Below are 22593 nucleotides of genomic sequence, written 5' to 3'. Positions count from 1 at the left end.
GACTTGCGCGGTGGAGCATTTCCTCGCCAGATAATCCGGTCATGCGCCTTTGCGTTAAACTGATTTTTACCAGCCAATCCCCTCAGCGACACCTGACTCATTCGCCCACATACTGAGTTATCGACCGTGCGCTTTGAAGGGGAGTCCATTGAAACGCAGAACCTACGCCTTTTTTCGCGATGAGCTGATCACGCTGGCGCCCGCGCTGACCGCGGCGGTCGTCGCGATTGCCGTCGCACCGTTTCTGCCGCGGGACCTCCTGCTGTTCCTAAGCGTGCTGGCCATACTGGCCATAAGCGCGGCCCTGGCGGCCTATACCCTGCCGCCTGTCCGCGCCGCCCGCGCGCGCCTTATCGCCGCCCGCCATATTCCGGACGGCCAACTCTGAAAATATGATCGGGAGTGTTTGCCATGAACAAGGTCACCAGCTTTATTACCGGCTTCTGGAACGGCTTCTTTCACGTAACGCCGAAGAAGACGGCCATGCGCGGCGAGCGCAAGATTCGTAACAATCTCGACGACAACCAGGTCGATTCGATGATCGACGAGAGCTTTCCGGCCAGCGATCCGCCCAGCACCTACTAAGCGCTTTCCGGACTGCGCGTGACACAAAGGCCGGTTACTGGCCAGCGTATTGCTGAACGTTCGACGGAATGATCAGCTCGTACGGCACCCAGTCGTACAACTCCGCATATTCCTTGCCGATAAACTTCTTGGCGTCGGCAAGGGATTGCGCGCCTTGGGCGCGGGCATTTTGCAGCAACGACAGGGTCAGGTAGCCGCTATTGATGGCGACCAACGCGTCGGCGGTGCCGTCGACGCCCGCGACATAGACCTCGCCAGGTTTCTTGCCGGCTTTTTTTAGTGCGTCGATGGCCCCCAGCGCCATCTCGTCGTTATTGGCCAGAACGGCGTTGATCGGCTTCCCCCCTTGCAGCCATTGAGTCACCAACGCTTCGCCCTGGGCTCTGTCCCAGTTGCCGGTGGCCTCTTCGACAAGGGTGATATTGGGCTTACTGGCCAGGATTTCCTTGACTCCCTGGGTACGCTCTGTAGCGGCGGGGTGACCGTCTTCGCCGCGCAGGATGGCGACATTGCCGGCGTTGCCGATCTTGTCGGCGACTAGGCGCATCTGCAGCCGTCCGGCGACGAGGTCGTTTGAGGATACGATGGCGACCTTACCGTTAAAGCGTTCGATGGGCGGGCGGCGGTTGAGGTAAATGAGCGGTGTCCCGGCCTTGGACGTCAGCTCGGCCACGCTTTTGGCGGAGCCGGTATTGACGGTCAGAATGATGACGGCGTCGACCTTGTCGGCGATCGCGTCCTTGACCTGCTTGACCTGGGTGGCCTCATCGTTCTTGGCATCCGCTACGATCAGTTCGATATTCGAATCCTTGACGGCTTCGGCCTCGACCGAATTCTTGAGGATGCCGATAAACTTGTCATTGGTCTTGGCCATCGACAGGAAGATACGTGTTTTGGCGAAGGCGGGGCTGACGGCAAGAGCGCCGACGAGCAAGGCGGTCAAAAGCGCGGTCTTTTTCATTGTCTGATGTCCCGAAAATCAAAAGCAACACGTTGAGTGGACGTTATGCGGCGCGGACGCGGTCGAGGAAGCGGTTGACTTCGCCCTTGAGCCGGTCCGACTGTTGCGAAAGAGCGCGGGCGGCATCCAGTACGCGCACGGCGCCCTGGCTCGATTCCTGCGCGGCCTGGGTCACGCCCATGATGCTGCCGGTCACTTCGGCCGTGGTGCGCGACACCTCGTGGATGTTGCGCGAGATTTCCTGGGTCGTGCGTTCCTGTTCGGTCACGGCCTGGGTGATCGACGATGCGATGCCGCTGACCTCGGCAATGGTCTGCTCGATGCCGCTGATCTCGCCGACGGCCTGGCCGGTCGAGGCCTGCATCTTTTCGATCGAGACGCCGATGGTGTTGGTCGACTGCGCCGTCTGGTTGGCCAGGCCCTTGACCTCTGAGGCCACGACGGCGAAGCCCTTGCCGGCTTCGCCCGCGCGCGCCGCTTCGATCGTGGCGTTCAGCGCCAGGAGATTGGTCTGCGAGGCGATGGCGTTAATCAGGCCCACAACGGACTCGACCTGGGCGGCGTCGTCGCGCAAGGCATCCATGGCGCGGCGGGTGCGTTCCGCCTGTTCGACAGCCAGGCCGCTGATTTCACTGGAGCGCGACACCTGGGAGCCGACCTGACGGGCAGAGGCGGACAGTTCCTCGATGGCGGCGGCAACCGAACGGACATTATCGGCGGCGGAGCGTGCGCCGTTCTCTACGGCAACCGACTGGGCTTCGGTTTCCTCGGCGGCGGCCGACAGAGTGGCCGCGGAATCCTGCAGATCGGCGGCGGACCTGGAAACGGCCTCGATAATGCTGCCAATGGCGGTTTCGAAATCCTGGGCCAGCTGGGTCAGTTCCATCTGGCGCTGGCGTTCCATGTCCTTTTCCAGGGCCATCTGATTGGCGCGCAACTGCGCACCCTCGCGCAGCTTGTCCTTGAAGACGTTGAGCGCGCCGGCCATGCCGCCGATCTCGTCCCGGCGAGTGGTGTCGGGTACGGTGATGTCCGTTTCATGCTGGGCCAGGCGCAGCATGACATGGGTCATGCGGCCGATCGGGCGCGAGATGCTGGCGGTCAGGAGGCCGCCGACCAGGACGCAGAACAGGGTGAGCGAGCCCAGCGCGATGACGATCCACATCCGCGCCGAAGCGTTGACGGCGGCCGCGGCCTCCGCGGCGGCGCGGGCCTTGGTCTCGCGAAACTTCTGCACCTTGCGCACGGCGTCGAAGAACGCGACACGTTCGTGGTTCAGATCGTTGGTCAGGACCTGCCCGGCCATGTCGGTCAGGCCGGCGCGGTCGAGCGAGGTCACCTCCTCCTGGACGGCCAGGAAGTGCTGCCAGGCCTGGCGCAGTGAAGCCGCCATGACGGCTTCTTCGTCGCCTGAGACCATGGTGCTGTATTCGCTCCACAATTTTGAAAATTCACTGCGTGTCGCCGCCGCCTCCCGTCCGAACTCGGCGCGTTTGCCGGCGTCCGGCGCATGATGTTCCAGGAAGGAGATGACCGACAAGGTCTGGCTGGTGCGCGCCAGGTCGCCGAGCGTCGACACGGCCGCAATCTCACCTTCCAGCTTGCGACCGATCGCGGATACCTCGTTCAGCTTGAAGATGGAAAAGGCGCCGGTTGCGATCGACAGCACCATCAACAGGCCAAAGGCCAGGGCGAATTTGCCGCGGATCGACTGGGTCAGCGCGCGAATCATGAACATCTCCCTTTGTCGCCTGGCTTTCTGCGGGCACGGTGCGAACTTCCATCAGTAAAATTTTCAATGAATAAAATGTGGTTAACAGATGCCGCGGTTCTGAAGGCCGCGTGCATTTTCCGTTAGCGCTACCTCCGGAAACCGTCAGGTCTCACGGCGTCCAGGGATGGCCTTTAATTTATCGTGACATTTAAGCCGAAAACCGCCGCACGCCTTTCGGCATATCGGTTTATCAGGCAAATCACGCCTGACAGCCGAAAGGGCTGGACCGCGAACCAAAGTCCCGTCATGGTGGCTTAACAAAAATAACCGTACTAAATAACCTACAAGGGCAAGGCATGACGACGGAAGACGTCCATCGGCGCATCTATGAAAACCCGAAATTCCAGGCCCTGGTCAAACGGCGCAGCCGCTTTGCCTGGACGCTGTCGATCATCATGCTGCTGGCCTATTACGGCTTCATCACCCTGATCGGTTTCGATCCCAAGCTGCTGGGCCAGCCTATTCAGCCGGGCATGGTCATTACCTGGGGGATTCCCGCCGGCCTTGGTTTGATCTTCCTGTCCTTCATCCTCACCGGCATCTATGTATGGAAGGCCAATGGCGCCTATGATCGCGCTGTGCGTGAAATCCTGGCGGAGGCCGGCCAATGAAGACCTCGCGTATCGTTCTGGCCGCGGGCGTCGTCTTTGCGCTGCCGGCCATGGCCATTGCCGACTCCATCAATGGCGAAGTGCAGAAGCAGGGTATCAACTACATCGCCATCGGCATGTTCCTGGCCTTCGTGCTCCTGACGCTGGGCATCACGCGGTGGGCGTCCAAGCGTTCGGCCTCGACCAAGGATTATTACACCGCCGGGGGCAAGATCACCGGCTTCCAGAACGGCCTGGCGATCGCCGGCGACTATATGTCGGCGGCGTCCTTCCTCGGCATTTCGGCGCAGGTCTTTACCTCGGGCTTCGACGGCCTGATCTATTCGATCGGCTTCCTGGTCGGCTGGCCGATCATCCTGTTCCTGATGGCCGAGCGTCTGCGTAATCTCGGCAAGTTCACCTTTTCGGATGTCGCTTCCTATCGCCTCGGCCAGAAGCCGATCCGCTTCCTGTCGGCGCTGTCGTCGCTGACGGTCGTGGCCTTCTACCTGATCGCCCAGATGGTGGGCGCGGGCAAGCTGATCCAGCTCCTGTTCGGCCTCGACTACCTGATCGCGGTTGTGCTGGTCGGTATCCTTATGGTTGCCTATGTGCTGTTCGGAGGCATGCTGGCGACGACCTGGGTTCAGATCATCAAGGCCGTTATGCTATTGTCCGGCGCTACCTTCATGGCCGTCATGGTCATGAAATCGGTCAATTTCGACTTCAGCCAGCTGTTCGAAAAGGCCGTTGAGGTCCACCCCAAGGCCGGCGCGATCATGGCGCCCGGCGTGCTGATCTCCGATCCCGTCTCGGCTATTTCGCTTGGCCTGGCGCTGATGTTCGGTACGGCCGGCCTGCCGCACATCCTGATGCGTTTCTTCACCGTCAGCGATGCCAAGGAGGCGCGCAAGTCGGTCTTCTACGCCACGGGCTTCATCGGCTATTTCTATATCCTGACCTTCGTCATCGGCTTCGGCGCCATCCTTCTGGTCGGCACCAATCCGGCGTTCAAGGATGCGACGGGCGCATTGCTCGGCGGCTCCAACATGGCGGCGGTCCACCTGGCCAAGGCCGTAGGCGGCGATGTCTTCCTGGGCTTCATCTCGGCCGTAGCGTTCGCGACCATCCTGGCCGTTGTGGCGGGGCTGGCGCTGGCTGGGGCCTCGTCGGTGGCGCTCGACCTCTATACTCACGTCATCCGTGGCGGCAATGTCGACGAAAAGTCGCAGATGGCGGTCTCACGCGTTGCTGTGGTGGTGCTGGGGATCGTGGCCATCGTGCTGGGCGTCGTCTTCGAGCAGCAGAACATCGCCTTCATGGTGGGCCTGGCCTTCTCGGTGGCGGCAGCTACCAACTTCCCCATCCTGTTCCTCAGCATGTACTGGTCGAAGCTGACGACGCGCGGGGCGGTACTGGGCGGTGCCCTGGGCCTGATCACCGCCCTGACGCTGACCGTGCTCAGCCCGACCGTCTGGGTCGATGTCCTGCACCATGAGGTTGCCATCTTCCCGTACAAATACCCGGCCCTGTTCGCCATGATCGCAGCCTTTTCCGGAATCTGGCTGTTCTCGGTCACGGACAATTCTGCCAAGGCCAAGGCCGAGCGCGAAAAGTTCTTCGCGCAGTTCGTCCGCTCGCAGACGGGCCTCGGCGCCTCGGGTGCCGTGGATCATTAACACGGTCAGTCGTGAAACAGAAAAAGGCGCCTGCGGTTGCAGCGCCTTTTTTATTTCGTCCCGACCTGTCGATTATTTCAGGGTCTGGATATAGGCCACGACATCGGCGCGGCGCTTGGGATCCTTCATGCCGGCAAAGGGCATCTTGTTGCCCGGCACGGTCTTCTTGGGGTCGGCCAGGAAGGCGTCAAGCTTTTCCGGCGTCCACTTGCCCGCCGCCTTCATGGCGTCGGAATATTTAAATCCCGGCGCCGAACCGGCCGTCTTGCCGACGATGCCGAAAAGGGACGGGCCCACGCCGTTCTTGTTGGCAACAACGGCATGGCAGACGCCACAGGCGGCATAGGCCTTCTTGCCGGCGACCGCGTCTCCGGCGGGATCTGCCAGGGCCGGCTGCGCCAGGGTCAGGGTCGCCGTCGCGGCTGCCGCCAGAAGAATCCGTGTCATTGTGGTCATTTCGGTGTCTCACACAAAAGCTGGTGGGTAATGAGTACCCAAGCCGATGATCACCGTCAATGGTGACGCATTCATGGCCGGAAGTATTAAATTACCGCACTTCAGATAACCAAGTTCATAATTCATTTTGTGATTTCCTGATTTGGGCTTAAGAAAGACGAATTGCAATTTTGACATTAAAGACTTGGCAATTGTTTTGCAGCCATTGGGAAAAGTGGCTGTTCGAGACACCCGTGGGGGCGAAAATGCGTCAGAACGACACCCGACATAGCCTGACACTTGCGCTCATGGCCGTGGCCTCGATGGCGGGTTGCGGAAGTGCCTGGGCACAGATCGTACCCCCTGGCAGCGCGCCGCCGGGCGCGACAGAGCCGCAACTGCCGACGCGTGAAGAGATCGAAAAGCCGGGCACGCCGGCGCCCTTGTCCGCGCCGCGTGTCAGGGTCGATCAGGCCAAGGCGTTCGAACCGGCGCCCTGCGCCCTGAGCACGTCGCCGCACCGCGTTGCGATCAACGCCGTTGCCTTTGAAGGCCCCGGTGGCTCCGCCCTGGCGCCGGACATCGCCGAGGTGCTTGACGGTTTCGCGCCCCTGACCCAGGGCGAGCAGCCGGTGGCCAATGTCTGCGAGATGCGCGACCGCGCCAGCTACCTGCTGCGCAATTCCGGCTATGTCGCCTCGGTCCAGATTCGCGCGCAGGACCTGTCGGGAGGCGTGCTGCATCTGCTCGTCGTCACGGCGCACATTACGGAAATCCGCGTCCATGGCGACGCCGGCAAGTACCGCGACCTGCTCGATGCCCGCATCGCCCAGCTGCAGGCGCTCGACCCGCTCAACCAGTTTGACGCCGAACGCATTCTTCTTCTGATCGGCGATGTGCCCGGGATGGACGTCAGCCTGTCGCTGCGCTCGGCCGGAACGACGCCGGGCGCGGTCATTGGCGACCTGACCCTGACCACCATTCCGTACAATGTGATGGTCAATGCCCAGAATTACGGTTCGCGCGAAGTTGGCCCCGAGGCCGTCTATGCCCGCACGGAAATCTACGGCGTGACCGGGCACGGCGACGTCACCTATCTGGGCCTGTCAAGCACGCTCGATCCCCAGGAACAGCAGATCGTGCAGGTGGGCCACGCCATGTCGGTCGGCCGCAGCGGCGCGGTGATCGGCGGCAGCTTCATCGCCGCCAGTTCGCGGCCGGAGCTCGAGGGGCTGGACCTGCGGACCCGGTCATCCATCGCCGAGGTCGAATTCCGCATGCCGCTGATCCGGTCGATGCGGCACACGGTCGGCATCGCGACCGGCCTGGAGGTGATCGAGCAGAAGACACGGATCCACGGTACGGGCCCCGTCGCCAACCTGAACCTCGACAAGCTGAGCGTCGCCTATGCGCGCGTCCAGGGCGAAATGCGGTATCCGGAAGTGTTCTTCGGCGGTGCATTGCAGGGCCGGGCGGCGCTGGAACTGCGCAAGGGCACGGACCTGTTCGACGCGACGGCCGTTCCGACCAACGGCCCGGTTGCGTCAAAGGACGGCTTTACCCCGTCACGGTCGGAGGGCAATTCGCAGGCGACGGTCGCGCGCTTCGATGCCGACGCCTCGATCGGCCTTGGGCGCTGGGTGACGCTGGCAGGCACTGTGCGTGGTCAGTGGGCGGATAATCCGCTCCTGAGCTACGAAGAGTTTTCCGTCGGCAACCTGAACATCGGCCGTGGTTACGACCCCGGCGCCAACAGCGGTGACAGCGCCATCGGACTGCGCGGCGAACTCCGCGCCAGCTGGCCATCCAACACGCCGCTGAACGGCGAAGTCTTCACCTTCTACGACTCGGTGACGGTATGGAACCAGGATTCCGGATCGACCGAGAACGGCCGCACGCTGGAATCGTGGGGCGGGGGGCTGCGCGTCTTCCTACCCGGCCGCCTTGTCTTTGACCTGATGTACGCGCAGCCGCTCGACAAGGCTTTGTCGATCGACAGCGAGGTCCCGCCGGGCCGTGTCATGTTCTCGCTTACCACACAATTCCTGCCGCGCCCGAACTGACAGGCCAGAGTCCCGCCTGACCGGTCAAGATTGGCAAAATGCCTAAGGAGTACACGCTATGAGTGCCCACCAGCCGTCCCAAGCGTTCCGTAACCGCAGGCTTTTGTCCGGCACGACGGCCCTGCTTGTCGTGTGGAGCCTGTCCGGCGCCGTACACGGCCAGGACCTGCCGACGGGCGGCACGGGCACGGTGGGCGCGCCGACGATCCCGGTACCCGCGCCAGCCGACACCAACATGACGGTGACGCTGAATGCCACGGATACGGTCATCGACTGGGCGGCCTTCAACATCGGCGCCGGCAACGAAGTCCATTTCGACAATGGCGGCACGGTCACGAACATGTCGGTGCTCAACCGCGTGGCGGTCGGCGGCGGCCAGTCGGTCATCGACGGCACGCTAAGTTCGGACAAGAATATCGCCGTGTGGCTGCTCAATCCGAACGGCGTCATGTTCGGCAACGGCTCGACGGTCAACACCGGCTCGTTCTTCGTTTCGACGCTGAACATGGCCAATAGCGACTTCACCAGCGCGACCTACCGGCTGCGCGACGGCATCGACAGCGCCGGCGCGGCCGACGCCACCTGGGTGGCCAACGGCGAAATCGGCTTCGGCGGCACGGTGACGGCCGGCGACCTCACCAATCCGGGCTCGGTCGGCGCGGCGGGGCAGATCATCACCGCCAATGGCGCCATGACGGCGACGGGCGGCGACATCGCCCTGATCGCCGCACGTGACGTCACCTTCAGCTTCACTCCGGGCAGTCCTCTTGGCATCGATGTTGCCGCCGGCACGACGCTCGCGACCGCAAAGGTCACGGTCGGCGCGACGGGCCAGCTTGAGGCGAACTCCATCATACTGGCCGGCGCCGCCAATATCACCGACACCCTGCTGGGCGTCGATTCCGGCGCCACGCTCGAAGCCGTCGATGTCGGTGGGCGTATCATCCTGTCGGTCGGCGCCGATGCGATCTCGGGCAGCCACGCCTCGCTGAACTTTACGCCATCGGGCACGACCTCGGCGGCCGATATCGTTTCGGCTGGTGCGCTGACCGCGGGTGGCGACGTCATCGTCACCGCTCCGGGCGACGTGTCGCAAACCGGCAATGTCACGGCCGACGGCGATTACCGTGTCTCAGGCGCGGCGATCACGCTGGGTGGGACACAAGGCGCCAAAGGCACTGTGGTCATCGACGGGACGACTCTGTCGGGTTCGGGGACGCTGACGTCGAACAGCGACGGGACAGGCACCGAGGCGCTGGAACTCAAGGCGACCGGCACGATCAATATGACGACGGCGCTGAACGGCGGCGCCGCGCGTCAGTCGGACGTCGATATCGACGCGGTCAACCAGGACGTCACGCTTGGCAATATCAGCGCGAAGGCGCTGACAGGGTTGGGTGTCCAGGACGGCGATATCGCGCTTGGGACCGTGTCGGTCACTAACAACCTGACACTGCGATCCATGGACGGCAGCCTGTCGGTGGCAGGTGTGACGACGGACGACGGCGGCGCGGGCAGTTCCAATGCGTCCTTACGTGCCGACACCACTGTGTCGGTCAACGGCCCGGTATCGGTGGATGGCGACTACACGGTGACGGCCGATACGGGCGCCGTCACGATCGGGGGGACCCAGGGCGCCAAGGGCAGGGTCGAAATCACCGGTGTCGGCATCACTGGTTCGGGCAGCGTGACGTCCGACAGCGACGGAACCGGTGTCCTCGACGATCTGGTCCTGAGCTCGACCGGCACGATCAACATGACGACGGCGCTGAACGGCGGTTCGGCCCGGCAATCGGATGTCGACATCAGCGCCGCCAACCAGGACGTGATGCTCGGCAATGTCAGCGCGAAGGCGCTGACGGGCCTGAATGCCCTGGACGGCGACATCTCGCTGGGCACGGTTTCGGTCACGGACGGCCTGACGATCCGCTCGACCAGCGGAAGTGTGTCCGTCGCCGGCATTGCGACCGACGACGGCGGTGTCGGCAGCTCCAATGCCTCGGTGCGCGCCGACACGACCCTGTCGGTCAATGGCACGGTGTCGGTCGACGGCGATTACACGCTGACATCGGATAGCAGCACGGTCACGGTCGGTGGCACGCAAGGCGCCAAGGGCGCGGTCACGATTACCGGTGTGGGCGTCTTCGGTTCTGGCAGCCTGACATCGAACAGCGACGCCACGGGGACCGAGGCGCTTACGCTCAATTCGACCGGCACGGTCAATATGACGACGGCGCTGAACGGCGGTACGGCCAGCCAGTCGGATGTCGCTGTGTCGGCGGCCGGCCAGAATGTGACGCTGGGCAATGTCACGGCGCTCAACCTCACCGGCCTGACCGCCCAGGCGGGCAATATCGCGCTGGGCACGGTCGCGGTTAAGGGGGACCTGAACCTGCGCTCGACCAGCGGCAGCCTGTCTGCCACCGCGATCACGGCGGACGACGGCGTATCGGGCGGCGCGGTATCCGACGCCACCGTGCGGGCCGCGACCAACCTGGCCGTCAGCGGCAATGTGTCGGTCGAAGGCGATTACGCCGCGACCGCCGATGCCGGCCGGGTCACACTTGGCGGCACGCAGGGCGCGGGCGGCAAGGTGACGGTGCAGGGCGCGACGGCGACCTTCAATGCCTTGGCTCTGACCGCCAATAAGAATGATGCGCTTACCACGGGCGACGCGGCGGGCGCGCTCAGCGTCACGGCGGCAGGCGGCATTACGCTGACCGGTAGCGGCACCACGCTCAAGGGTGGCACGACGACGGGCCATTTCACCGATGTTTCGGTCGATGGCGCGGCGTCGGGCACGGGCAATGTCACGATCGCCGGCAATGCCGTCGAGTTGAGCGCGATCACAACGACCGGCAATATCGAGATCACGGCGGTCGACAGCATCGCCGGGGTCACGGCGACAGCGCCGGACCTGAAAGCCACGGGCGCCGACACCTCCGTCAAGGCCGCGGCAGGCACGACGCTGACGGTCGGCGATGTCGAGGCCGGCGACGGGACAGGCGCAACCCCGCCATCGCCGCAGGTCGATCTGGACGCCAAATCCATTACCGCCGGCGCGGTCAATGCCAGGGACGGCGCCGCCGACCTGCACGCCAGCGACGGCGATGTTACGGCGACCTCGGTGGCCGCCAAGGGGAACGCCACGGTCCAGGCGGATGCCGCGACGGTTCTGGCCGCCAATATCCGCATCGACAGCGTGACGACGACCGATGGCGATGTCGCCCTGACCGCCAATACCGGTGACATCACCGGCGAGCTGTCGACGGCGCGCCTGTCCGCGACCGCCGGCGGCGAAAGCTCGACCGTCACCATATCGGCGCAGACCGGCAAAGCCAATCTGGGCACGATCGCCGCCGGGACCGGCACGGCCGCGGCCGCTGTCACCGATCAGATCGGCGTCACGGCTGAGGAGATCGATGTCACTTCCGCGACGGCCAATGACGGCGACGTCATGCTGACCACGCAGGTTGCGACGGGCACCTCGATCACGGTCGGATCCGCCGATGGCGGCCGCCACGTCGATATCGACGCCAAGACGACGGCGACGGCCGGGAATCTGACCAGCGGTTCCGGCGATGTCACGGTGGCAGCGGTATCGACTGCCACGGTAACGGGCAATGTCACCGCTGGCGCCGACTCGGGCGCGACGGGCAACTATAATGTGACCGGCAGCGCGATCCAGCTCGGCGCGAACGCGGCAACCCGCCTGCAGCAGGCGCGTGGTCTGGTCCGTATCCACGCGACAGGCGACATCGATGGCCTCGGCACGCTGGCCCTGACGGCCGATTCCAACAATTCCGGGCAGGAACCCCTGCTGCTGGAAAGCGACAGCGGGACGATCAATTTTGCCTCGACCAGCAATTTGCGTGGCGGCACCGGCCGTCACAGCAAGGTTGGCATCTTCATGGGGGATGCGACCAAGGATCTGACGCTCGGCGGTGTCCAGGCGCGCGGCCTTTATAAACTGGCGGGCACCGGCGGCGCCGAAGCCTTCCTGACCAACCTGAACCATTCGGGCAGTGTGACGCTGGGCGATACGTCGCTGCGCAACACGCTGTCGATCACGAGCTCGGGAACGATCAGTGCACTGAGCAAGATCGTGGTCAGCGGCACTGGCCAGGGCCTGTTTCTCGACGGCGCGGCGATCACGGCCAATGGCGACCTGGCGGCGCAGGGCAATGTCGACCTGAATGCCAATACGATCACCGCCACCAATATTTACAGCAACCGCAATATCGAGACCTCGGGCAACAGCCTCGACGCCGACCTGGTCCAGGCGCTGGGCGACGTGACCGATACGACCCTGCTGGGCTCCGTCACGGCCATCACCGCCGGCACGGCAGCACCGGCGCCATACATGGCCGATGTCGATGCCGACACGGGTGCTGGCGGCGGTCCGGTGACCGACTGCTGCGACGCCACACCGGCGGCGCCGGGTGCGGTTGCCGGCGCGGGTGACATTATCCTGACCAAGCAGGCCGTCGATGTCGGCACGCTTGATGCCGCGCGCGATCTGACGGTGACTGCGACGGTTGGCACGGTGACGATCGCCACCAGCGGCACCGCCGGACGCGACGCCACGGTAACGGCCGAGACCTCGGCCGATATCGGCACGCTTGAGGCGACCAGCCGCAATCTGAGCGTAACGGCCGGCGATACCGTGTCCGTGACCAATGGCGGCATCGACCTGACGGCCGCGACGGCCGGTCAGGATGTGACGCTCAGTGCACGGAATGGCGACATTAAGGTCAGCACCGTCACTGCCGATCGCCACGTCCAGATCGAAAATACCGACCGTGGCGGTACGACCGGCGATATCGAAATTGCCACCGCTGTCCGGGCTTCGGACAACAACAGCGTCGATGGCAACGCCACGGTCAAATCCGCGGACGATATCCGCCTGGCTGAAGTGTCGGCCGAGCGCGGCAATGTGGCGATCACCGCGGCCGGGGACATCACCGGCAATGCCACGACCGGCACGCCGGCCTCGATCGATGATTATGGCCGGGGGGATGTCAGTTCGGGCGTGTCGGGCGATGCCACGACCAGGGACAAAACGATCCTCGTCGAAAGCACCGGCGGCCGGATCAAGCTGGCGGCCATCACGGCGGGCGACGGTCCGGCGACGGCATCGACGGGCGTGACGCAGATCACCGTGACGGCGCAGGGCGTTGACCTGATCTCTGTTACCGCGCGCGATGGCGGCGTCGAACTGACGGCGAACGACGCCGGTAACGACCTGTCGGCCGGCGCGGTAACGGCGGCGGACGATATCGACCTCGAGTCCGTCCGCAGCATTCTGACCAACACGGTCAGCTCCACCGCCGGCGATATCCGCGTGACGGCGGATACGGGCGATATCAGTGGCATGGGCGGCGGAGCGACAGCGGCGGCCATGACGGCGTCGGGGGAATCGCAGTCGATCACGGTCAGCGCGGTCAACGGCACGGCGCGTCTCGGTGACCTGACGGCGGGATCGGGCAGCGTCTCGGCGACGGTAACTCCCGACCAGATCAAGGTCATGGCCAAGACTATCAATTTCGGTACCGCCAAGGCGTGGGCCAAGGACGGCGGACTGACGCTGTCGGCGACCGCCGGTGATGTGACGCTCGGCACCGGGGAGGCGCGTTCGGAGGCTTCGATCACGGCGTCAGACGATGTCCAACTCGACGGCCTGACGACGCATGAAGGCGACGCGGTCGTCCAGGCGACGGGCGGCGACGTCACCGGGCAAGCCGCCACGCACGCTAATATTGCGGCGGGCAATGATGTCCAGGTGACATCGGGCGGCCTGAGCCAGCTCGACACCCTGTCGGCCGGACGTAACATCGAGATTGTGGCCACGGGTAGCGCCGAGGTCGTCGGCGATGTGACGGCGGGCAGTAGCGTCTCGGGCGGCGGATATGACGTACGCGGACAATCGGTGACGCTCGGCAAGGCGACGTCCGGCGCGGTTAATCAGAAGGCCACCGGTCTTGTCCGCGTGGCGGCGTCGGGCGGCAATGTCACTGGCCGGGGCGATCTGACCCTGACCTCCGACAGCGATGGTTCGGCGCCGCACGGCGCGCCGGTTCTGCTGGAAGCGGTGAATGGCGCGGTTGTGTTCGGCACGGGCACGACGGTCCAGGGCGGTCCGGACCGTACTGGCCGTGTGGGTATCAAGGTCGGGGCTGGGCAGGCCGTGACGCTGGGCACCGTCAACGCACGCGCCATCGACGGCCTGAGCGGCGCCGTTGGCAGCGAAACCTTTACGGCGGGCCTAAATACGACGGCGGACATCAGCTTCGGCACGGTCTTCGTACGCAACGGCCTGTCGCTGACGACCACGGCCGGCAATATCACGACCGGCGGGATTACGGTCAGCGGCGCGAACCAGGGCGCGAAGCTGACCGCTTCGGGCGCGACCAGGGACATCACCGTCAGTGGAGATCTGTCGGCCCAGGGCGACGTCGTCCTCAATGCCGGCCGCGATATCGCGCTGGCCGATACCCGCAGCCACGCCGGCAATGTCGAGCTGGCCAGCGGCCGCGCCATCACCGGCGACGATCTGGGCGCCGCCGGCAAGGTGGCGCTGACTGCCACGGGCAGCGTGACCTTCACCAGCCTCGCCAGCGGCGTGACCGGGCCGGCTACACCCGATGCCAGCGATCCGGGCGCTGGCGCTGCGGCCGGTGCGGCCGGGACGCTTGCCCTGCCGACGGGCTCGGCGGCCGCGACGCCGGCCGGCGACGCGGCGCCCTTGGCGACTAACAGCCATATCTCGGTTGACGCCAATGCCATCACGCTCGGCAGCGCGGTGGCGGCGAAAAACCTGACCCTGGCCTCGCGGACCGATGTGCGGGTGGACACGGCGACCGCCACCGGCGGGGCAGTGTCGATCACGGCGGATGCGGGTGATGTCAGTGGGCGGACGATCGCGCCGGCGGGTGATTCACGTCTGCTGGACGGTTTCGGCCGTACACAGATTACTGCCCGAGGCCACGGTCAGACAATCACTGTTACCGCCACGACCGGCAATATCCAGACCGGAACGGTCACGGCGGGCGATGGGCTCGGCGCGGCCGTCGCGGATCAGGTAACGCTCACCGCCGGCAAGGCGATTGACGCCAATGTCGCGGGCGGCGTCGACGCCAAGGATGGCAATGTCAGGCTTCTGGCCAAGGATGGCAGCATCACCGTCCCGACGGTGAAGGCACGTAAAGCCGCCAAGCTGACCACCCAGAAGATCGCGGCGTCGAGCACCGATCTGGCGGCCGACAGCGTGACGACGACGGACGGCCATATCGAGCTGTCGTCGGCCGGCATGATCGGTGGGACTGGGGCCGGCCGCATGGATGTGACGGCCGGCGGCGCGGGCTCGACCGTCGTCGTGACGGCCTCCGGCAATGCGCTGCTGGGCGATGTAGCCGCCGGCAGCGGGACATTGAGCCCGGCGCTTACGGGCGATGGCGTGACCATTACCGCCGCCGATATCGACGCGGAAACCGTGTTGGCGAAGGACGGCGGCGTTACCCTGACGGCGACGGGATCGGATGTCACGGCCACCTCCATCACTGGATCGACCTATGCCGAAATTTCGGCGCAGGATGCGGTGACGGCCGACCTTGTCCAGGCGGACAGTCAGCATATCGACGTCGAGGCCATTACCGGCGACATCACGATCGCCACTGGCGACGCCGGCACGGGCGTGACCCTGCTGGCCGGCGGCAATGTGCGCACGGACAGCCTGACGGCGGCTGGCGGCAATATCAGCGTGACGGCGGCCAGCGGCGACGTCTCGGGCCTGGCGCGAAGCCCGGCGGCTAACGATGGCCGCCTGCTGACCGGCTTCGAACACACCGATATGACGGCTTCGGGTGACATCGGTGTGCAAGGCGCAGATGTGCAGCTTGGTACGGCGGACGCTGGGGCGGCGCTGACCGTGACGGCCAGCAAGGGTGCCGAGGTGACCGATGCACTGTCTGTGGGCGCTGCGACGATCGAAGCCGGCCAGACAGCGACGGTCGCGGCAGTGGAAAGCGCCGGCGCCGATGTGAACGTGAAGGGTGCGGCGGCCAACATAAAAACCGCGACGGCCAAGACGACGCTTACGGTCGAAGCCACGGGGGGAGACCTGGAGCTGACGACAGGCATGGCCGATGGTGCCGCCACCCTGACAGCCAGTGGTAATGCCGATGTGACGTTGTTGACGGCGGGCGGGGCGGCCAGTGTGACCGCCGGCCAGACGGCGACCTTGGCGTCGATCGAAAGCACGGGTTCGGACGTTTCAGTCAAGGGCGGGATTACGAACGTCACAACGGCAAACGCCGGCGGCAATCTGGCGGTCGAAGCGACGGCGGGCAATACCACGCTCGATACCGGGACCTCCGTTGGAACCGGTGAGGTCAAGGCTACGGGTGACGCGACCATCCTGACCTCTCTGATCGCGGGCGGGGCGGCGTCCCTCGATGCCGGCGGGGTGGCCAAAGCCGCGCGGATCGACAGCACAGGCGCCGGTGTCGCAGTCACGGGCGCTTCGGTGGACGTCACGCAAACGGCTGCCAAGAGCACGCTGACGATTGAAGCTACCGGCGGCGATATTGACCTCGGCACGGGTACGGCCGATGGAGCTGCGACCCTGACAGCCAGTGGAAACGCTGATGTCGCCTCGCTGACCTCAGGCGGTGCAGCCAGCGTCACGGCCGGACAGACAGCGACCGTGGCTTCCGTGGAAAGCATTGGCTCGAACGTCTCGGTCACGGGTGGGACTGTGAAGATCACCACGGCCAAGGCCAATAAGGCACTCGCGGTCCAAGCGACGGCGGGCGATGCTACGCTCGGTACCGGCACGGCAGGCGAAACCGCCGACGTCAAGGCAAGCGCGGACGCGACCATACTGACCTCGCTGATCGCTGGCGGGACGGCCTCCCTCAACGCTGGCGGGGTGGCCAAGGCGGCGCGGATCGACAGCACAGGCGCCGGTGTCACCATCAAGGGCGCTTCGGCGGACATTACCCAGACGGCGGCGAACACAACGCTGGCGATCGAGACGACGGGCGGTGACCTCAAGCTGGGCACGGGTTCGGCAGGCACGACCGCAACCGTCGCGGCCAGCGGCAATGCCGACGTGATCTCCCTGGTTTCGGGTAACGCCGCAAATGTCTTGGCGGGACAGACGGCTATGGTGGCTTCGATCGAGAGCACAGGTTCGGACGCGTCAGTCAAGGGCGCGTCGGTCGATGTCACGGGCGCCAAGGCCGGCGGCAAGTTGGCTGTTGAAGCCACCGCCGGCAGCGCCACACTGGGCAGCGGTACGGCGGGGGGAGCCGCCGACGTCAAGGCAAGCGGCGACGCCACCGTCACGACGGCGTTGACCGCCGGAGACGCGGCAAGCCTCGGCGCCGGCGGTGTGGCGAAGGCCGCACGGATCGACAGCACCGGCGCCAATGTCGCGATCAAGGGTGCATCGGTCGATGTCACGCATACGGCCGCAAAGACGACACTGGTGGCCGAAGCCACGGGCGGCAACCTCAAGCTCGGGACTGGACAGGCTGTCACGACGGCCACCCTGACGGCCAGCGGCAATACGGATGTGACCACGCTCAGCGCCGGCGGTAATGTCGGCGTCACCGCCGGTCAGACAGCGACCCTGGGGTCCGCTGAAAGCACGGGCGGTGACCTGACCGTCAAGGGCCAAGCGGTCGCCGTTACCGTTGCCAAGGCCGGCGGCAGGCTGGCGATGGAAGCCACCGCCGGCAATGCCGCGCTGGGCAGCGGCGACGTCGCCGGAACCAGTGATGTCAAGTCCAGCGGCAATACCACCATTCAGGTTTATCTGCGTGGCGGCGGTACGGCAACGGTCACGGCCGGGGGCGCCGCGCAGGTGGCCGAGGTCCGCAGCACCGGCGGCGATGTCCTGGTGACCGGCGCCAGCATCGCCACCACGACGGCCAATGCCGGCGGCGTGCTGAAGCTGTCGGCCAGTTCCGGCGGGGTCACGCTGGGCACCGGTACGGCCGCGGGCGCTGCGACGTTGGAGACCACGGGCACAAACGGAGACGTCGCGGTCACCGGTGGATTGACGGCCAGGGGGGTGACGGTCAAGTCGGCCGGCAATGCCCAGTTGGCGGCCACGACCAGCACCGGCGACGTCAATGTCACGGCGGCGAACGCCATCCAGACCCAGGGCATTTCGGCAGCCGGACAGGCCGTCACGCTCGACGCCTCAGATGCCGATATTGCCGGCGACGTGACAGCCAGGACGATCACCGTCGCCGCCCGCCGCACCCTGCGCCTGGGCAGCAATGCCTCAGGGACCGGCGGCTTCGATCTCAGTGAAACCGAGGTCAACCGCCTGAAGGCTTCGGGCGCCGGCAGCATGGTCGCACTCGACGCCGGCACGCAGGATGTCGCCATCGGCGACCTCAACTGGACCCTGGCCGACCCCGGCACGACCGCCGCCATCTTCACGACGGCGCGCGTGGACCTTACGGGCCGCCTGGTGACCGACCGGGCGGGGACAGCCAGCGGCACGACCGCCGCGCGCACCGTGATCCTAGGGGGGGCGGCCACAGACGCCACCGCCACGGCCTCGGTCATCCGGATCGCTTCCACGGCGGCGGCGGGCGGGCGCATCGATGTCGGCGGCGCACTGCTTGAGCTGCGCGGCGGCGCCATCGCCGCCGGCCAGGCCGACGACTTCCTCGACGACCTGGGCGTCAACGCCGGCGGGACGCCACTGGACGCCGACATGGTCGCGGCCAACTATGTAAACCAGCCGAGCTCGACCCTCTACCGCAGCCGCCTGCCGTACACCGACCCGCTGCTGGTCCGCGCCGGCAGCATCAAGCTGAAGTACAAGAGTTTCGCCCTGTTTCAGAATACCGGCCAGGGTCCGGCGAACGCCGGCACCAAAATCGGCACGTCGGCGGTTCCGGGTACGATCGAAATCGATCCGGTCGCGCCGCCGAACGCCTTTGCCATGTTCGGTGAAATCAACGAAGTCATCGGTTCGGCGTCGGCGCTGCTGGGCCAGAATGTGATCAAGATCGGGGCGGGTGCGTCGATCCAGAACACGCGGATCAACGGCTGCGTGGTCGGCGCGGCGACGGCCTGTCTGTCGTCTTCGCTGGTCCAGCCGCCACTGGCCGTCTTCGACAACTCGACCATGACCATCCTGACGGCTGCGGCGCCCGACCTGTCGTTCGACTCGGTGCTCAGCAGCAATAACGAGGCACTGTTCTCGGACATCGCCGCGCCGGCGTCCGCCCTGTCGGATGACGCCAACTGTGACCCGGCCGTCAGCGCGTGCCCGGCCGCATCCGAAAAGGGGACGCAATAATGATCGGCGTATTTCGTAAACCGCTGATGGCGGGCCTTGGGGTGTGGCTGGTGGCGACGGCAACAGCGTTTGCCCAGCAAGCCGCCGGTCCCGTGCCGGACAGCTTCCTGCTGGGCCGTGACGCGACGGGCGAACCGTGCAGCGCCAGCCGGACGTGGAACGATCCGCGCGGCAGCCGCTACGATCGCACCTATGCCATAACCTGCCGGGGCGCCGCTGCCGGGCGGTCCTACGGCACCCTTGTCTTGGTCGATGCCGATTATCCGTGGTCGGACGATGGCTGCGCCGAGGCGCGCAAGGTTGAAGTCGACGGGATCGGTGCCGTCGACGCGCGCCAGTGCTTCGACACCAAGTCCCGCACGCCCATGGTCTCGGCCAGCTTCAAAAAAGGCAAGTACATCTACCGCGGCGAGGCAGTGTTCACCGCGGCCGGTCCGATGGAAGCGGGCCTGCGTACCCTGACCGGGCAGGAGCGGATCACCGACCGCTATGCCGACACCAAGGCGGCCATCGTCGCCGCCAACCTGCCGGCCGTAAGCGCGTCGGCCCAGGCCCCTATATCGGCGACACCCGAGCCGGTCCGCGAAGCCTTCCTGCCGGAAGTGATCCTCAGTAACGGCATCCTGCTCAACCAGCAGGGCGCCTATGTCGAGGCGTCGCGGCTGCTGAACGGGGGCCTGAGCCGCCTGACCCCCGACACGCCGGTCATCACGCGCGCCGAATTCTATCTCGAAGCCGGGATCGCCGATTCCAATATCGGCCAGACGGAGGCCGCCGACGCGCACCTCGCCGAGGCCCGCAGGCTGCTGGCTTCGGTGGAAGGCGGCCAGGTCAGCGCCTATCTGATGCGTAAGCTGTCGACCTACGAAGCCCTCGACGCCAACAACCGCCGCCAGTGGCGCAAGGCGCTCGACGCGCTGGAGGCCGGCGAAAGCGCCGCCAATCCGTTGACCGATATGGCGACGATCAGCGCGCTCAACCAGCCGGCCGGCGGCATCGCCAATACGGCCGGCGCCATCGCTGATCGGGGCGAACTGTCCGGCCGGCTTCTGGAAGCGCAGCGCAGCTGGGCGTCCAGCATCGCCTGGCTGGGCGTGCGCGACGTGAAGAAGAGTTCCGATGCGCTGGATCAGGCCGTTTCCTACACGGACATGCTGCAACGCAGCGTGCGGGCGGATTCACTGCTCGGCATCAAGGCCCGCATCGAGCGCCAGAACGGCCGAATCCACGCCTTCCGCAACAAGCCCCGCGAAGCCGTCAAGAGCTTCGACTGCGCCCTGGCCCTGCTTCAGGGCGTGGTGCTGGCCGATAGCAGCGAATGTCGGTTCGACCTGGCTCCCAGCGCGGCTGTCCTGGCGGTGACAGGTTCGACGACCTTCTCCGGTCCGATCATTGCCGACATCCAGATGGAACGCGCCAGCCTGCTCAGCCGCGACCGCGCCGTCAGCCGTGACGAGGTCATCAGGGCCTATTCGACCTCGATCGACGCCCTGCTGGCGACGCGCGATCTTGGCGCCCGCCCACCGGCCGAGCTGCAGCCCTATTTTGACATCCTGGTCGAACGCGCCGCCAATGGCCGCTCGCCCGAAGCCGTCGAACTCTATTTCAAGGCCATCCAGTCCGTCGGCGAACCCGCCGTCGCCCGGCAGATGGCGCAGTTGCGCGACGTCGTCACCGGCAACAGCGCCATCGCCGCCAAGGTCAAGGACCGCAACGAACTGGAACGCCGCGTCATTCAGCTGCGCTACCAGATCGCCAGCAGCGGCACCCTGGACGACGTGGCGCGGGCGGCCCTGGAAACCCAGCGCAACGACGCCGAAAACCGCCTGATCGAAGTCAATGCCGAGCTGACCAACGATCCGCAGTTCAAACTGGTCGATGACCAGCTGGTGCGCGCCGCCGAAGTGCAGGCGGTGCTGAAATCCGGCGAGTACTTCCTGAAGATCACCCAGCTCAAGACGCGCAGCTACGCCATCGTGCTTAGCCCCGGCCGGGCCTGGCTGTTCCGCATCGGGGCGACTTCTGACCAGTTGTCTGCCATCGCCGCGCGCGTCCGCACCTCGATTCGCGACGACAGCGGCAAGATTCCGTTCTTCGATGTCTCGGCCTCCTACGCCATGTTCAGCCTTGTGGCGGGTCCCGCGGCTTCGGAGCTGCGTCTGGCGCGCTCGATCATCGTCGATCCGTCGGGGCCGCTGGAAAACCTGCCGGCCAGCGTGCTGGTGACCAGCGCCGACAGTGTGAAGCGCTATGTCGAAACGCGCGGCGTAGATCCGTATGACTACAGCCGCGTCGACTTCATCGCCTACCGGTCGGACGTCTATTACGCCCTGTCGCCGCGCTCGCTCCTAGTGTCGCGCAGCCTTACGCCTTCGCGTGCCGTAAAGCCCTTCATCGGCTTTGGCGAGAACGCCCCGCCGCCCAGCCTTGCCGCCTTCCAGGGGCGCAAGCTCGATCTTGGCGGCTGTCAGGTGGACTACAGCGACTTCCTGGGCGCTATCGCCAGCAACAAGCCGGTCAGCGCCCGTGAAATCTCACTGGCGGCCCGGGCGATGGGACTGCACGACGTGCCCGAAGTCACGGGAGCGGCGTTCAGCGACACCGGCCTGCTCAAGGCCAGCGACCAGGGCGCCTATGAGCAGTATCAGGTCGTGCACTTCGCCACCCACGGCATTCCCGAAAGCCAGCTTGGCTGTTCGCGCATCCCGCCGTCGTTGATCACCAGCGTCGCCCTGCCGGAGCAGGGGGCAGGCGCGGTCTCCGACGGCTTCCTGACTTTCCCGGAAGTGGCGCAACTCCGCTTCGACGCCAATCTCGTCGTCCTGTCGGCCTGCGACACGGCGGCCGGGGTCAGCGGCGAACTGGGTCGCTTGTCGGGCCAGGACGAATCGTCGGCGACGCTCGACGGTCTGGTGCGCGCCTTCATTACGGCGCGGGCGCGGGCGGTCATGGCGACCTATTGGAATGTCCCGGCTTCCGCCGAAACAGACCAACTGATTGAGACCTTCTACTCGAGCGGCCGCATCTACGGCATGTCGGCGGCGCTGCGCACCGCCCAGACGCGCCTGATCGGACAACCTCGTTATTCACATCCCTATTATTGGGGCGCATACGTCTTGATCGGCGACGGAACCAAGTCCATGCTGAGCCCAAAGGAATTGCAGACCGCGTCGCGTTAAG

The 22593-nt window shown here is 65.5% G+C and carries 10 protein-coding genes; 7 read left to right on the top strand and 3 right to left on the bottom strand.

Going from position 1 to position 22593, the window contains the following annotated elements:
- Positions 1–148: 148 nt before the first annotated feature.
- Positions 149–388: a hypothetical protein gene (locus J2X24_RS18100; protein ID WP_209724701.1), complete on the top strand. Its 240-nt coding sequence runs from the start codon at positions 149–151 to the stop codon at positions 386–388.
- 23 nt (positions 389–411) lie between these two features.
- Positions 412–585, top strand: a complete 174-nt coding sequence (locus tag J2X24_RS18095; protein WP_209724699.1) for a hypothetical protein — start codon at positions 412–414, stop codon at positions 583–585.
- A 34-nt stretch (positions 586–619) separates the two neighbouring features.
- Here J2X24_RS18095 and J2X24_RS18090 read toward each other — a convergent pair whose 3' ends face one another.
- Together J2X24_RS18090 and J2X24_RS18085 are read right to left on the bottom strand one after the other, a co-directional pair.
- Positions 620–1546, bottom strand: a complete 927-nt coding sequence (locus tag J2X24_RS18090) for a substrate-binding domain-containing protein (RefSeq protein WP_209724697.1) — start codon at positions 1544–1546, stop codon at positions 620–622.
- 43 nt (positions 1547–1589) lie between these two features.
- Positions 1590–3278, bottom strand: a complete 1689-nt coding sequence (locus tag J2X24_RS18085; RefSeq protein WP_209724694.1) for a methyl-accepting chemotaxis protein — start codon at positions 3276–3278, stop codon at positions 1590–1592.
- 338 nt (positions 3279–3616) lie between these two features.
- Here J2X24_RS18085 and J2X24_RS18080 point away from each other — a divergent pair, with 338 nt between their 5' ends.
- Together J2X24_RS18080 and J2X24_RS18075 are read left to right on the top strand one after the other, a co-directional pair.
- Positions 3617–3931 carry a DUF485 domain-containing protein gene (locus J2X24_RS18080; protein WP_192621337.1) on the top strand — a complete coding sequence of 105 codons (315 nt, stop codon included), beginning with the start codon at positions 3617–3619 and terminating at the stop codon, positions 3929–3931.
- The gene (locus tag J2X24_RS18075) at positions 3928–5589 is read left to right on the top strand and encodes a cation acetate symporter (protein WP_209724692.1); all 1662 of its coding nucleotides are present in this window, start codon (positions 3928–3930) and stop codon (positions 5587–5589) included. Before J2X24_RS18080 ends, J2X24_RS18075 begins: the two co-directional genes overlap by 4 nt.
- A 72-nt stretch (positions 5590–5661) precedes the next feature.
- Here the strand turns inward: J2X24_RS18075 and J2X24_RS18070 are convergent, their stop codons facing one another.
- The gene (locus J2X24_RS18070; protein ID WP_245344926.1) at positions 5662–6045 is read right to left on the bottom strand and encodes a c-type cytochrome; all 384 of its coding nucleotides are present in this window, start codon (positions 6043–6045) and stop codon (positions 5662–5664) included.
- 245 nt (positions 6046–6290) lie between these two features.
- Between J2X24_RS18070 and J2X24_RS18065 the strand changes: the two genes are divergently transcribed.
- The 3 genes from J2X24_RS18065 to J2X24_RS18055 are packed head-to-tail and all read left to right on the top strand — an operon-like array spanning position 6291 to position 22592.
- Positions 6291–8087 carry a ShlB/FhaC/HecB family hemolysin secretion/activation protein gene (locus J2X24_RS18065; RefSeq protein WP_209724690.1) on the top strand — a complete coding sequence of 599 codons (1797 nt, stop codon included), beginning with the start codon at positions 6291–6293 and terminating at the stop codon, positions 8085–8087.
- A 58-nt stretch (positions 8088–8145) separates the two neighbouring features.
- Positions 8146–19413: a two-partner secretion domain-containing protein gene (locus J2X24_RS18060; protein ID WP_209724688.1), complete on the top strand. Its 11268-nt coding sequence runs from the start codon at positions 8146–8148 to the stop codon at positions 19411–19413.
- Positions 19413–22592 (top strand): CHAT domain-containing protein, encoded by a 3180-nt coding sequence (locus J2X24_RS18055; RefSeq protein ID WP_209724686.1) that lies wholly within the window; start codon positions 19413–19415, stop codon positions 22590–22592. Before J2X24_RS18060 ends, J2X24_RS18055 begins: the two co-directional genes overlap by 1 nt.
- Position 22593 lies beyond the last annotated feature (1 nt).

The sequence above is a fragment of the Asticcacaulis solisilvae genome (genome assembly GCF_017875235.1).
GTDB lineage: Bacteria > Pseudomonadota > Alphaproteobacteria > Caulobacterales > Caulobacteraceae > Asticcacaulis > Asticcacaulis solisilvae_A.
This window is presented reverse-complemented; position numbering and strand designations above follow the sequence as displayed.

What these genes read in the sequence shown, in the direction of transcription:
- J2X24_RS18095 (WP_209724699.1), top strand. Translation starts at nt 412, where the DNA reads ATGAACAAGGTCACCAGCTTTATTACCGGCTTCTGGAACGGCTTCTTT.
- J2X24_RS18090 (WP_209724697.1), bottom strand. Translation starts at nt 1,546, where the DNA reads ATGAAAAAGACCGCGCTTTTGACCGCCTTGCTCGTCGGCGCTCTTGCC.
- J2X24_RS18085 (WP_209724694.1), bottom strand. Translation starts at nt 3,278, where the DNA reads ATGATTCGCGCGCTGACCCAGTCGATCCGCGGCAAATTCGCCCTGGCC.
- J2X24_RS18080 (WP_192621337.1), top strand. Translation starts at nt 3,617, where the DNA reads ATGACGACGGAAGACGTCCATCGGCGCATCTATGAAAACCCGAAATTC.
- J2X24_RS18075 (WP_209724692.1), top strand. Translation starts at nt 3,928, where the DNA reads ATGAAGACCTCGCGTATCGTTCTGGCCGCGGGCGTCGTCTTTGCGCTG.
- J2X24_RS18070 (WP_245344926.1), bottom strand. Translation starts at nt 6,045, where the DNA reads ATGACCACAATGACACGGATTCTTCTGGCGGCAGCCGCGACGGCGACC.
- J2X24_RS18065 (WP_209724690.1), top strand. Translation starts at nt 6,291, where the DNA reads ATGCGTCAGAACGACACCCGACATAGCCTGACACTTGCGCTCATGGCC.
- J2X24_RS18060 (WP_209724688.1), top strand. Translation starts at nt 8,146, where the DNA reads ATGAGTGCCCACCAGCCGTCCCAAGCGTTCCGTAACCGCAGGCTTTTG.
- J2X24_RS18055 (WP_209724686.1), top strand. Translation starts at nt 19,413, where the DNA reads ATGATCGGCGTATTTCGTAAACCGCTGATGGCGGGCCTTGGGGTGTGG.